The 12,918-nt window shown below is 70.1% G+C and carries 10 protein-coding genes and 1 pseudogene; 5 read left to right on the top strand and 6 right to left on the bottom strand.

The annotated features are described in order from the left end of the window. The first annotated feature begins 77 nt into the window (after positions 1–77). Entirely contained in the window at positions 78–1,700 is a 1,623-nt protein-coding gene (locus tag ACZ4N5_RS19040; RefSeq protein ID WP_467758276.1) for a SpoIIE family protein phosphatase, read from the top strand. Positions 1,701–1,821: 121 nt separating this feature from the next. Here ACZ4N5_RS19040 and ACZ4N5_RS19035 read toward each other — a convergent pair whose 3' ends face one another. Continuing rightward, positions 1,822–2,241 carry a hypothetical protein gene (locus tag ACZ4N5_RS19035; RefSeq protein WP_467758211.1) on the bottom strand — a complete coding sequence of 140 codons (420 nt, stop codon included), beginning with the start codon at positions 2,239–2,241 and terminating at the stop codon, positions 1,822–1,824. Positions 2,242–2,371: 130 nt separating this feature from the next. On the opposite strand from ACZ4N5_RS19035, the gene ACZ4N5_RS19030 reads away from it, so the two are divergent. Then, the gene (locus tag ACZ4N5_RS19030) at positions 2,372–2,773 is read left to right on the top strand and encodes an SbtR family transcriptional regulator (protein ID WP_467758210.1); all 402 of its coding nucleotides are present in this window, start codon (positions 2,372–2,374) and stop codon (positions 2,771–2,773) included. Positions 2,774–3,156: 383 nt separating this feature from the next. Beyond that, positions 3,157–4,722, top strand: a complete 1,566-nt coding sequence (locus tag ACZ4N5_RS19025; protein ID WP_467758209.1) for a multicopper oxidase family protein — start codon at positions 3,157–3,159, stop codon at positions 4,720–4,722. Positions 4,723–4,864: 142 nt separating this feature from the next. Here ACZ4N5_RS19025 and ACZ4N5_RS19020 read toward each other — a convergent pair whose 3' ends face one another. Next, complete coding sequence (locus ACZ4N5_RS19020) at positions 4,865–5,614, bottom strand: SDR family NAD(P)-dependent oxidoreductase (RefSeq protein ID WP_467758208.1); 750 nt, start codon at positions 5,612–5,614, stop codon at positions 4,865–4,867. Between the two features lie 232 nt (positions 5,615–5,846). Beyond that, on the bottom strand, positions 5,847–7,124 hold the full coding sequence (locus ACZ4N5_RS19015; protein WP_467758207.1) for a DUF4241 domain-containing protein: 1,278 nt from the start codon (positions 7,122–7,124) through the stop codon (positions 5,847–5,849). Positions 7,125–7,347: 223 nt separating this feature from the next. On the opposite strand from ACZ4N5_RS19015, the gene ACZ4N5_RS19010 reads away from it, so the two are divergent. Next, entirely contained in the window at positions 7,348–8,088 is a 741-nt protein-coding gene (locus ACZ4N5_RS19010) for a class I SAM-dependent DNA methyltransferase (RefSeq protein ID WP_467758206.1), read from the top strand. A 37-nt stretch (positions 8,089–8,125) separates the two neighbouring features. Here ACZ4N5_RS19010 and ACZ4N5_RS19005 read toward each other — a convergent pair whose 3' ends face one another. Next, the gene (locus ACZ4N5_RS19005) at positions 8,126–8,548 is read right to left on the bottom strand and encodes a secondary thiamine-phosphate synthase enzyme YjbQ (protein ID WP_467758205.1); all 423 of its coding nucleotides are present in this window, start codon (positions 8,546–8,548) and stop codon (positions 8,126–8,128) included. Between the two features lie 263 nt (positions 8,549–8,811). Between ACZ4N5_RS19005 and ACZ4N5_RS19000 the strand changes: the two genes are divergently transcribed. Continuing rightward, entirely contained in the window at positions 8,812–9,900 is a 1,089-nt protein-coding gene (locus tag ACZ4N5_RS19000) for an NAD(P)-binding domain-containing protein (protein WP_467758204.1), read from the top strand. A 225-nt stretch (positions 9,901–10,125) separates the two neighbouring features. Here the strand turns inward: ACZ4N5_RS19000 and mltG are convergent. After that, positions 10,126–10,956, bottom strand: a pseudogene (gene mltG, locus ACZ4N5_RS18995) (endolytic transglycosylase MltG); the annotation flags it as partial. Positions 10,957–11,000: 44 nt separating this feature from the next. Next, positions 11,001–12,800 carry an ABC transporter ATP-binding protein gene (locus ACZ4N5_RS18990; protein WP_467758203.1) on the bottom strand — a complete coding sequence of 600 codons (1,800 nt, stop codon included), beginning with the start codon at positions 12,798–12,800 and terminating at the stop codon, positions 11,001–11,003. Between the last annotated feature and the right edge of the window lie 118 nt (positions 12,801–12,918).

Raw genomic sequence — 12,918 nt, 5'->3', positions numbered from 1 at the left:
CGGTGGCGGACGGCCGCGTGCCGCAGACCGACCGCCTTCGGTATCTCGATGTGGCGACGCGGCGGATCGCCCGCGGGATGGATCTGGACGAGACACTCCGGGAACTGCGGCAGGCGGCCGTACCGGCGTTCGCGGACGCGATATTCATCCACCTCGACGATCCGCTGCCGGTGGGCACGGAGCAGTCGGCGGCACCCGTCGTGCTCCAACTGCACAGTGCGGACCGGGCGTTGCCGACGCTGCCGCACGCCGACGGGTCCCCGCCACCGCCCGCCCTCCCCGAAGTCGCCGAGCGGGTGGAACCGTCCGGCAGCGGACGGCTCGCGGAGCTGCTGCGGGACGGGCGCCCCGCGTTCGGTGACGCGCCGGGCAACGCGCCCGCCGTCGCCGAACTGCTCGCGGCGGGGGCGGACCCCCCGGGGACGCTGCCGCCGGGCCACCGCCTGATCATCGCCCCGCTGCACGGCAGCCATCACGTCATGGGCACGGTCGTCCTGCTCCGCAGCACGGACCGACCCGTCTTCACCAGCGACGACCTGCTCGTCGCCTCGCAGCTCGCCACGCACACCGCGCTCGGGGTCCAGAAGGCGGTGATGTACGGCCACGAGGCCGCCGTGGCGGACACCCTCCAGCACACCATGCTCCCCTCGTCACTGCCCGAACCCACTGGAGTCCGGCTGGCCAGCCGCTACCTGCCCGCCTCGAAGACCGCCCAGGTCGGCGGCGACTGGTACGACGCGATCCCGCTTCCCGGCAACCGCGTCGCCCTGATCGTCGGCGACGTGATGGGCCACTCCATGACCTCCGCCGCGATCATGGGCCAGTTGCGCACCATCGTGCAGACCCTCGCCGGTCTCGATCTGCCGCCCAACGAGGTCCTGCACCACCTCGACGAGCAGGCCCAGCGGCTGGGCAGCGACCACATCGCGACCTGCCTCTACGCGATCTACGACCCGATCTCGCACCGCCTGCTGATGGCGAACGCCGGTCACCCGCCTGCGGTGCTCCTCTACGAGGACGGCCGCGCCGAGGTCCTCGCGGTCCCGCCGGGTGCTCCGATCGGCGTCGGCGGCGTCGTCTTCGAGTCGGTGGAGATGGCCGCGCCCACCGGTGCGACCCTGGTGCTGTACACCGACGGACTCGTCGAGTCCCGCGACACGGACATCGGAAGCGGCGTCGAGGCGCTGCGGATCCGGCTCCAGAGCACCGACCAGGGGCTCGCCTCGCTGGAAGTGCTCTGCGACCACGTACTGGGCACGCTGAGCCCGGGGACCCGGGACGACGACATCGCCCTCCTCACCGCCCGGTTCGAGGGATTCCCGCCGGACAGCGTCGGGTACTGGCACCTGGCCCCGCACCCCATGACCGCGGGACAGGCGCGCCGGCTGACCCGCAGGGCCCTGCGCCGCTGGGGTCTCGAAGCGCTGATAGACCCGACGGAACTCATGGTCAGCGAGGTCGTGACGAACGCCGTGCGGTTCGCCTCGAGGCCCCTCTCGCTGCGACTGCTGCGCACCGATGTGCTCCGCTGCGAGGTGACCGACGACTCGCCCCAGGTGCCCAGGATGCGGCAGGCCGACCTCGGGGACGAGAGCGGCCGCGGCCTGTTCCTGGTCAATCAACTCGCCCTGCGCTGGGGCGCGACGAGACTGAGCAGCGGCAAGGTCGTCTGGTTCGAGCAGAAGATCCCGGCGAAGTAGCGGCCGCTCCGACCGGTGGGGCCGCGCACACTCCGGCCACGGCAGCCCGACGTCCGGGGTCACGGGTCATGGGTCACGCGGGGTCACACCGTGACGGGATACGTGTCACTCGGCCATGAGGTCAGGCAACGCCGCGATTCTTGTCGTAGCGCCGAGGGACGCGACGGCTGGCGAACCCGCCCACCAGCGCGACCTTCACCAGAACGACCGCGAGGAGACCGCCGACGGCCCATCCGGTCCACCGCCAGTTCGACAGGAGCACAGCGCCCAGCCCCAGGTGTACGGCCAGGACCAGTACGACGACGGCCACGAGGCCCATCGCCCTGAGGTGACCGCGGCGCGGCACGGTCTGCCCTGCCGGAGCCTGGGCGGCAACGGCATCGACATCGGCGGCGGTGACTGCGGGAGGGAGCGCGGGCGCCTCCGGGGATTGCCAGTGCACCCGCAGTCCGTCGCGTCGGCCGAACCTCTCGATGTGTCCGGCGACCAGATCCTGAAGCCGCCTCAGATCGTCGTCGGACTCCGGGATCGGCCGCGCCACGCTGTACAAGTACTTCCCGGACGTCGACTCGATCCTCCTCGCCTGGCACGAGCGGCAGATCGGCCACCACCTCGACCATTTGGCCGAGGTCCGGGATCGGACCCAAGGAGCCGGCGAGCGTCTCGAAGCAGTGCTGCGAGCCTTCGCCCTCATCTCCCGCGCGTCGCGCAAGCACCACGACGGCGACCTCGCGACGTTCCTGCACCGCGACAGCCAGGTCGCGCATGCACAGCAGAGGCTCCACGGCATGGTCGAGGAGCTCCTGGCCGAGGGCGCACAGGCCGGATTCGTCCGCGGCGACATCGCGCCCGGTGAACTCGCGAGCTACTGCCTGCACGCCCTGACGGCCGCCGGCGACCTGGCCTCCGAGGCCGCGGTGCACCGCCTCGTCGCGGTCACCCTGGCCGGCGCGCGTCCCAGCGCCACCGACACGGCGGAAGCTCCCCGTCACACCGACGGCGGCACCACGCATCCGCCGCGTCATCACAGTCACGACGGGCACCACCGCTCCGCCCATGGTCCGCTCGGCTGATTCTTGATCGACGGTTCCCGGGCACGCATACCCATGCAGGGTATGGTGGCGGTCCTAGCTCGCAGGAAGTGCGGACGCCCCTGATGACGGTACGAAAGTTGCCCTGGGCCCGGTTCGGTGGCGCCGCCCGCTGGGTTCGCGGTCTGGTCGTCAAGCTGTGCCCCATGGCCGCCGTACTGCTCCCCCACGAGCTCCCCGACCCGACTGTCAGTGCGATGTCGGTGGCTCCACTTCACTTCGTGCCGGAATCTGTCTCCGGACCGGCCATTCCTCTCTCGACCGCGCATATAGGCCGCGCCACGGCTTCCCGCGTCCCCTGACGCCGCCCAGCCGTGCGTGGACCGACCCGAAGCACCTGTCGCGCATCGAGAAGAGGACTTTTCGTGAACAGCATCAACCGTCGCTCCGTCCTCGCCGGACTGGGAGCGGCAGGTACCGGCCTGCTCGCCGGCTGCGGCAACGAGGCCACCAACACCCCCTCCCTCCTCAGCCCTTCCGGTTCCCAGGTCGCCCGCGCGGAGAAGAAGAGGAGCGGTACGGGCAGGGTTCAGAGCCTCAACGTGACCGCCGCGCCCGCCACGCTCGACCTGGGCGGCGGCATCCTGGCCAAGTCCTGGGCCTTCAGCGGAAGCGTTCCCGGCAAGGAGATCCGCATCGCCGCCGGCGACACCCTCGCGGCCGAGATTTCCAACCAGTTGCCCGGCGCCACGACGACGTCCATCCACTGGCACGGCATCTCGCTGCGCAGCGACATGGACGGCGTACCGCCGGTCACCCAGACCCCGGTGCGCCCCGGATCCAGTTTCACGTACCGCTTCGTCGCCAACACACCCGGCACGTACTTCTTCCACCCGCACGTGGGTGTCCAGGTCGACCGCGGTCTGTACGCGCCGCTGATCGTCGAGGATCCCAGGGAGCCGCTGTCGTACGACGACGAGTGGGTCGTCGTCCTCGACGACTGGCTCGACGGTGTGACCGGTACGCCCGACGATGTCTTCGCCGAGCTCAGCCATCACTCGTCCGGCATGGACATGAAAAGCACCGGCTCGAAGGGCCCGGCGTCCTCGCCGAACCGGTCCCCGTCCCCGTCCTCCGGCGACGGCACGTCGACGAGGTTCAGGCTCATCGGCGCCGCCAGCCGTCTGCTCGGCAGCGACGCCGGGGACGTGAACTACCCGTACCACCTGGTCAATGGGCGAGTGCCGACCGACCCGGCCGTATACAACGGCAAGTCCGGCAAGCGTGTGCGCCTCAGGATCATCAACGCGGGCGCCGACACCGCCTACCGGGTGGCGCTCGGGGGCCACAGGATGACCATCACCCACACCGACGGTTTCCCCGTCGAGCACGAGGAGGTCGACGCCCTGCTGGTCGCCATGGGCGAGCGATACGACGTCCTGGTCACCCTTGACGACGGCGTCTTCCCGCTCGTCGCGGTCGCCGAGGGCAAGGACGTGGCTGGGATGGCTCTGGTGCGCACCGGATCGGGAAACACGCCGGAGCCGACCGTGCGGCCGGCCGAACTGGACGGCCGGATGGTGACCGCCGAACAGCTGCGCGCGAGCGACGACGTACGGCTGGAGTCGAAGGAACCCGACCAGGTTCTCCGCGTCAAACTGACCGGCAGCATGGGCACGTACGACTGGGCCATCAACGGCAAGCAGTTCGACATGGCCGACCCGACCGCGAACCCGCTGCTCGTCCAGGAGGGCCAGCGGGTCCAACTCGACTTCGTCAACGCCACGAGGATGTGGCACCCGATGCACCTGCACGGCCACACCTACCAGCTCGACAGCAGCGGCCCGCGCAAGGACACCACCATCGTGCTGCCCAGGACGAAGGTGTCCGTCGTCTTCGACGCCGACAACCCCGGACAGTGGATGCTGCACTGCCACAACGCCTATCACAGCGAGGCCGGCATGATGGCGCTCTTGGCCTACGGAGCCTGAGCCTACGGAGCTTGAGCGATCTGTTCTCCGGCATGGGCGGGGCCGACGGCGCTCGCTCTACCGTCGTACGGGCCACCAGGCGTGCCCCCAGTGGTGCGTACGACAGCCGATGCCCATGCCGCTCCCCGTCCCGCCGCCCGCCCTACCGCCCGCTCTTCCTCTCGCGCAGCCAGCTCTCGAACTCGACGGCGACGATCCGCTCGTCGTGCACGCCGGCCGCGTCGTCGGACGCCAGCCAGACGATGGGCGGGCCCATCACGGCGGGCTCCAGGAACGTCCGACCCTCCTCCGCCACGGCCTCCGAGGGCAGCATCCCCGTCACGGTCGCGCCTCCGGGAAGCAGCAGGTTGACCGTGACACCGCTGTCCCGCAGGTCGGCTGCCATGATCCGGGACAGGGACTCACTGCCGGCGCGTGAGGGCCCGTAAGGAACGAACCCGGCCCGGCGCATCGTCGTTTCGCTCACCGAGATGTTGACGATGCGACCGCCGCCGGGTGTGGCCAGCATCCGTGGTACGACCTCGCGCGCGACCAGGAAGTAGCCGGTCAGATTGGTCTCCACGACCGCGCGGAAGCCGTCGACCGGTACCTCCCAGAAGCCCTGCGGGCGTGTCATGAAGTGCGGGTCGACGGTCCGCATGCCGATCCCGGCGTTGTTCACCAGCATGTCGATGCCGCCGAGCCGCGCCTCCGCCCGGTCGACCGCCCTCGCCACCGAGGACTCGTCCCGGACGTCCAACTCGATACCGATCGCTCCCGGCAGCCCGGCGGCGACCGAACTCGCCCGACGACCGGATCGCCCGGTCAGCGCAACAGTCGCCCCCGCCGCGGCCAGAGCGGACGCCATGGCCAGTCCCAGCCCACTCGTCCCGCCGGTCACCAGCACCTTCATGGGGCTCCTCCTTCTCCGGGAACGACAGGCCCACGACAGCGAGCCGGTCTCCGCAGGAACGTCGCCGCACCGATCACCGTGACGCCAGGGCGTGGGGCCCACTCGAAGTCAAGCGACCCGTCTTGCCAAGGCCACGGCTCTGCAGGGCCAGTTGGTGCACCGGGGCCACCGAGAACACCCGTGGTCGATCGGGATCCGCCGGGTCCATCGGGTCCACCGTGCATCCTGGCAGTCACACGGGCCGGAGATCCATCAGCCACGACGTGATCACCGTGACCGCGACCAGTTCGCCTGTGGCGGAGCGGCCCAGCCAGACCGGCCAGGTCCCGTCGCCCTCGGTGCAGAACGAGACCAGGTCGCCACCGGTCTCCTCGTCGGTGGCACGGAGGCAGCCGTCCGTGACGAACTCGGCGCCGCTTTCGTCGCCGAGTTCGTCGCCCTCCTCGTAGTAGCGCCGGATCTTCCCGGACAGCGCCTTCCAGCCCGAGGCGTCGGCGAAACCGCCTGTCGCGGTGTCGGTGCCGAAGCCGTAGGCGTGGCCGTCCAGAAGGAGTCGGGGATCGTCTCCCTCGCTGAGTCCCATCTCCCACGTGACCGCCGGTTCGGCGGCAATCAGCAGACGCACCAGGGGTTCCTCCGTGACCGGGAACCGTTCGCCGCAGTAGTCGCCCTCACCGACGAGAACGGCCGCCTGCAGGGGATACTCACCGGGCGGGATGCGCTCGGTGAGTTCCCTCGGGTCGCACCGATCCATGGGGTCCGCGACGACCAGCCGGCCGCTGGGAACCCGGAGCGTGGCGATGTGCCGAATCTCCGCGACAGCCATCTCGCCCCAGCACTCCGAGGTGAACCGGCGACCCGGCCGAAGGAGTTCGTTCAGGGCGAGTCCCGGCCGACCCGGCCTGGGCGGCCTCCACAGGGACTGCGGTTCCGGCTCTTCCCCGAAGGACCGCGGTTCCGGCTCTTCCCCGAAGGTGCTCCGGGCTGTGCGCTCTCCCGGCTCGCACCCCGGAACGCCACCCGCAATCCGGGCCGCACCAACGCCGAACTCCGACCGCGGACGCCACCGCTCCGACTCCGGCACGTCGGCCCGTGTGTGGAACGAACCACCCTTCTCACCGCGCTCCTCGAGCACCTTCGTCCCCCGGCCGTCGGGAAACAGGTCCACCGTGAGGCGCCAGCCGTCGGGTGCCCGGTCCGGCTCGTCCGGCGAGGCGTATCGCCTCTCCACGCGCCGCCGCAGAAACAGGCGGTCCGTTTCGAGGAGCCGCAGGTCCGCCTCTTCGGTCACCCGCCCCAGCTCGTCGTAGGTCCATTGCCCGACGTAGTGATCACCCCAGGACACGAGGTGCACCTGCAAGGGCATGGTTCGCCCAGGTGCCCGATGGATCACCACGTACGAGTGCCCGTCGCCGTCCTTCCTTCGCGCCTCATCCAGCGACAGCGGCCCGCATTCGCGACGCGCCTCGGTGTTCCACGCCTGTGCGTACGAGACCTCGACCGCGGTCATGTGCCTGCCCCTCCCACCCCGGCCCGCCTCCGTGGGACCGGACACAGGCTGATTCCCTGATCAACTCGGCAGCACCATAACGACCACCTCCGACAGGAGGACGCATCGGTGCCGCGGCACATGTGCCTGCCTCGCCGTGGTTGTTCGGAGCCGGAGCGAGTGCTCGGAGCCGGAGCGTAAATGCGTCGACAGGGGCCGCCGCGCCCCGCCAAAGTGGCCTCCCATGACGAGCAGCGAGCTGTGGACCCGTGCGACCGCCGACCGCTACGACGCCGAGGAGAGCGAGAACTCCTCGGCCGCCGCTCTCGCACCGGCTCTCGCCTTCCTCGCCGAACTCGCCGGAGGGGGCAGGGCGCTTGAGTTCGCCATCGGAACCGGACGAGTGGGCGTCCCGCTACGGGAACGGGGCGTGCCGGTCGCGGGCATCGAACTGTCGGAGCACATGGCGGCCGTCCTGCGGCACAAGCTCGACGAGGACACTCTCCCGGTCGCCATCGGGGACATGGCCACGACCCTCGTCCCCGGCGAGTTCACGTTGGTCTATCTCGTCTACAACACGATCACGAACCTGCTCACGCAGGACGAACAGGTCGAGTGTTTCCGCAACGCCGCGCGCCATCTGACGCCTGGCGGCCGGTTCGTCATCGAGCTGGGTGTTCCGCCGCTGCGGTTCTTGCCTCCCGGACAGGTCGCGGTGCCGTTCGACGTCTCCGAACGGCACCTCGGCTTCGACACGTTCGACCTCGTCGAGCAGATCCTCGTCTCGCACCACCTCACCCGCGACGGCGACGACGGCCGCTATCGCCGCGACGCCTCCCGGCACCGGTACGCGTGGCCGGCGGAACTCGACCTGATGGCACGGATCGCGGGGCTCGAACTGGAACGGCGCGTTGCGGACTGGGACGGGGCGCCCTTCACCCAGGACTCCGCGAAGCACATCTCCGTGTGGCGCAAGCCGTCCTGAGGCCGGGACCGGCCCCGCCGTCCTGGCCGCGTCCGGGCTACCCGAGAAACGACAGGCGGACCTCGCGGTTGGGGTTGTCCCGGTTCGTGTCCACGAGGCACACCGACTGCCATGTCCCCAGCTCCAGGCTTCCGTCGACCACCGGCAGGGTCGCGTGCGGCGGGACGATGGCGGGGAGGACGTGGTCGCGGCCGTGGCCGGGGCTGCCGTGCCGGTGCTGCCAGCGGTCGTCCGCGGGGAGCAGGGAGTGCAGCGCGGCGAGGAGGTCGTCGTCGCTGCCGGCGCCCGTCTCGATGATGGCGATCCCGGCGGTGGCGTGCGGGACGAAGACGTTCAGGAGACCGTCGCGGCCCGCCGCGACCTCGCGGAGGAAGGCCTCGCAGTCGCGGGTGAGGTCGACGACCGCCTCCGACGAACCGGAGGAGATGTTCAGGACCTGCGTGGTGAAGGCATCGGACATGCCTCAATCCTCTCCCATGCGCCGGATTCCGCACGCGATCGAGGCCACCGCGGGGCGTGCGGTACCCGTGCACCCCGCACGTCTTGCGGGGTGCACGGGCTCGCCCGCACGGCACCGTCGGGGACCGGAATCCGGCCTACCGCGACGGCGTCGCCCACCGGTCGCCGGCCCGTCGGTCGCCGGCGCCGACACGGGCCCGTCTGGTGGCTCACAGTGCGGCGTCCGACGGGAAGATCCCGGAACCCGGTCCGGTTGGTAGAAGCGTGAACGACACCGGGGTAAGCGTGCGTGAGGTCGATGTGGTCGTCATCGGCGCCGGTCAGGCCGGTCTGGCCGCCGCCTATCACCTGCGGCGCACCGGCTTCGAGCCCGACCGGGACTTCGTCGTGCTCGACCACGCGCCGCACCCCGGCGGAGCCTGGCAGTTCCGCTGGCCGTCGCTGACGTACGGCAAGGTGCACGGGATGCACTCCCTGCCGGGCATGGACCTCACGGACGCCGACCCGGACCGCCCGAGCTCCGAGGTCGTCTCGGAGTACTTCGACGCCTACGAGCACACCTTCGACCTGCGGGTACGGAGGCCGGTCGATGTCCGGGCCGTGCGGGAGGGGACCGCTGGGCGGCTGCTCGTGGAGACCGGCGAGGGTACGTGGTCGGCCCGGGCGCTGATCAACGCGACGGGCACCTGGGACCGCCCGTTCTGGCCCCGCTATCCGGGCCAGGAGACCTTCCGCGGGCGGCAGTTGCACACGGCGCAGTATCCGGGCCCCGACGCGTTCGCGGGGCAGCGCGTTGTCGTGGTGGGCGGCGGCGCCTCCGGCACCCAGCATCTGATGGAGATCGCCGCCCACGCGGCGGAGACCACCTGGGTCACCAGGCGTCCCCCGGTCTTCCGCGAGGGCCCCTTCACCGAGGAGTTCGGCCGGGCCGCCGTCGCGCTCGTGGAGGAGCGGGTCCGGCAGGGGCTTCCGCCCCGGAGCGTGGTCTCGGTCACCGGGCTGCCGTTGAACGACGCGATCCGGCAGGCGCTGGCCGACGGCGTGCTGGACCGGCGGCCGATGTTCGACCGGATCACCCCGGACGGCGTGGTGTGGGCGGACGGGCGGCGCGTGGACGCGGACGTGATCCTTTGGGCGACCGGATTCCGGGCCGCCATCGACCATCTGGCGCCGCTGCGGCTGCGCGAGCGCGGCGGCGGCATCCGCGTCGAGGGAACGCGCGCGGTCGCCGATCCACGGATCCACCTGGTCGGCTACGGGCCTTCGGCGAGCACCATCGGCGCCAACCGGGCCGGACGGGCCGCCGTACGGGACATCAGGCGACTGCTGGCGGACGCGCCGGTCGCCGTGTGATGCCCCGTACGGCACTCAGTTCGTGGAAGTGACCGCGGGCGTGACCGCAGAGGTGACTGCGGATGTGATCGCAGGCGTGACCGCGGGTGTGATCGCGGATGTGACCGCAGGCGTGACCGCAGGCGTGACCGCGGGTGTGACCGACTGAGGAGCCACGGGAGGAACCGTGGGAGAGGCCGCCGGAGCGACCGTGGAAGAGGCCGTTGGAGAAGCCGTGCGCGAATCCTTGGGGGACGCGCTCCTGTGGTTCCGGTTGAACTCGGCGACGTTGCGCTGGTGCTCCTCGTAGCTGGCCGTGAAGCGCGTGTCGCCCGGCTTGACCGTGACGAAGTACAGCCAGTCGCCCGGCGGCGGGTTGATCGCGACGCGCATCGCCTCCTCGCCGGGGTTGGCGATCGGCGTGGGCGGCAGGCCCATGCGCCGATAGGAGTTGTACGGACTGTTGAGCCTTGTGTCGGCCTGGCTGGTGCTCAGGGTGGAGCGGTTCAGCGCGTAGTTGATGGTGGAGTCCATCTGCAACGGCATACCGCGCTCCAGGCGGTTGTAGATGACCCGGGCCACCTTGCCCATGTCCGCCTTGGTGGCCGCCTCCGCCTGCACGATGCTCGCGATGGTGACGGCCTGATAGACGTTCATCGCGTTGCGCTGCGCTCCCGCGGCGATCGGCGCTGCGTTGAACTTCTTGTTCGCGGTGTCGACCATGAACGTCAGCAACGACTCCGGAGTCGACTTCTCGCCGATCGGATACGTCGCCGGGAAGAGATAGCCCTCGGGGTTGCCCCGGGCGTCGTTCGGAAGCTTGATGGTGGCTTTGGCCAGGGACTTCTTGGTGGTGCCGGCGGGCACCCGGAGGGCCTTGTCGACGGCCGCGTAGACCTGTCCGGAGCGCCAGCCCTCAGGAATGACGAGCGAGGTCGGGCGCGCGTCGTCGTTTCCCATGCTCAGCAGCGGCACCGCCACGGCGGCGGCCGCCACGACGGCTCCGGTCGCGATGAGGGCGACCCGGCCCCGGCGCGTCAGTCGAATCGTGCTCCGTGGCGGAGTGTTCATCTGCATAACGGGCACGGTAGCCCTCTAATGCACACAAACCCGGCATATCGTCATCTTGTCGGCTCCATTTGCGCGTCCCGGTGGACGAGGGCGGCGTAGCGCCCCTCCTGCGCCAGCAGTTCCTCGTGTGTGCCGCGCTCGACCGCACGGCCCGAGTCGAGGACCACGATCTGGTCGGCGCTGCGGATCGTGGACAGCCGGTGCGCGATGGTGAGCGTGGTGCGGTTGGCCGACAGGGCGTCGATGGCCTCCTGGACGGCGTGCTCCGTGCGGGTGTCCAGGGCGCTGGTCGCCTCGTCGAGGATGAGCACGGGCGGGTCGCGCAGGATCGTGCGGGCGATGGCCAGACGCTGCTTCTCGCCGCCGGAGAACCGGTGGCCGCGTTCACCGACGACCGTGTCGTACCCGTCGGGCAGCGACGCGATGTGGTCGTGGATCTGGGCCGCCCGCGCCGCCGCGTGCAGTTCCTCCTCGGTGGCGTCCGGCTTGGCGAAGCGCAGGTTCTCGGCGACCGAGGCGTGGAAGAGGTACGTCTCCTGGGAGACGACGCCGACCGCACGCGCGAGGGTGTCGAAGTCGAGGTCGCGGACGTCGACCCCGTCGAGGGTCACGCGCCCGCCCGTGACGTCGTACAACCGCGGCACCAGATAGCTGAGAGTGGACTTGCCGGAGCCGGTCGGTCCGACCACGGCGAGGCTGCCGCCGGCCGGGACGGTGATGTCGATGCCGTCGAGGATCGGGGCACCCTTGTCGTCGTAGCGGAACTCGACGTCCTCGAAGCGGATCTCACCCTTGACCTGGTCGAGGTGGACGGGGTTCTCGGGCTCGGTGATGTCGATGGGCAGGTCGAGGTACTCGAAGATGCGCTGGAACAGCGCGAGCGAGGTCTGGATCTGCACACCGGTGGACAGCAGGCTGACCGTCGGCCGGAACAGGCCCTGCTGGAGCGAGACGAAGGCGACGAGTGTGCCGATCGATATCGTCGGGCCGCCGAGCTGAAGGGCGACGCCCGCCGTCCAGTAGATGACGGCCGGCATGGCGGCCATGACGATGCCGATGACGGACATGCGCCAGCGTCCCGCCATGTTCGACCGCACTTCGAGATCGACGAGGCCCTCGGACTCCTCGGCGAAGGACTTCGTCAGCGAGTCGGCCCGGCCCATCGTGCGCCCGAGCAGAATGCCGCTGACGGAGAGCGATTCGGTGACGGTGGCGGCCATCGCCGCCATCTGCTTCTGACGCTGGGTGGTGATCTTCTTGCGTTCGTTGCCGACACGGCGACTGATCCACACGAACACCGGCAGCAGAAGCAGGGAGACGACGGTCAGGCGCCAGTCCAGGGCCACCATCGCGATGATCGTGGCGACCACACTGGTGAGGTTGGAGACCAGTGAGGTGGCGGTGCTGGTGACGGTCGCCTGCATGCCGCCGATGTCGTTGGCGATGCGGGACTGGACCTCGCCCGTGCGTGTCCTGGTGAAGAAGGCGAGCGACATGCGCTGGAGACGGCCGTAGACCGCCGTGCGCAGATCGTGCATCACACGCTGGCCCACGGTCGTGGAGATCAGCGTCTGCAGGACGCCGAAGACGCCGCTCAGGACGGCGCTCGCGATCATGCCGAGCGCGAGCAGGGTCAGCAGACCCGTACGCCCTTCAGGGATCGCGGTGTCCAGGATCGCCTTCAGCAGGAAGGGCGTGGCGACACCCACGAGAGAGGCGGCGCCCACCAGGACGCCGACGATCGCGAGGCGGCCGCGGTAGGGCCGGAAGAGGCTCAGGATGCGGCGCACCTGCCGTGGCTGTTCCTTGTCGGCGGGTGGCGGGTTCCAGGTTGGCTGGTCGGGGCGCAATGGACTCCTAGGGAAACGGGACGACTGGGGAAATGGGACTACGAGCACATCAGTGAGGATCGACGACTGACGGAGCCTAGCTCATTGTTACCTATACTCACAATGAACGGCATCCTGA

The organism is Streptomyces sp. NPDC026500 (genome assembly GCF_055567635.1).
Note: the sequence above shows the minus strand (reverse complement) of the source record. Positions and strands in the feature narration are given on the sequence as shown.

Coding starts and splice junctions, on each gene's coding strand:
- ACZ4N5_RS19010 (WP_467758206.1), top strand. CDS start 7,348: ATGACGAGCAGCGAGCTGTGGACCCGTGCGACCGCCGACCGCTACGAC.
- ACZ4N5_RS19015 (WP_467758207.1), bottom strand. CDS start 7,124: ATGACCGCGGTCGAGGTCTCGTACGCACAGGCGTGGAACACCGAGGCG.
- ACZ4N5_RS19020 (WP_467758208.1), bottom strand. CDS start 5,614: ATGAAGGTGCTGGTGACCGGCGGGACGAGTGGGCTGGGACTGGCCATG.
- ACZ4N5_RS19005 (WP_467758205.1), bottom strand. CDS start 8,548: ATGTCCGATGCCTTCACCACGCAGGTCCTGAACATCTCCTCCGGTTCG.
- ACZ4N5_RS19040 (WP_467758276.1), top strand. CDS start 78: ATGGATCTGGACGAGACACTCCGGGAACTGCGGCAGGCGGCCGTACCG.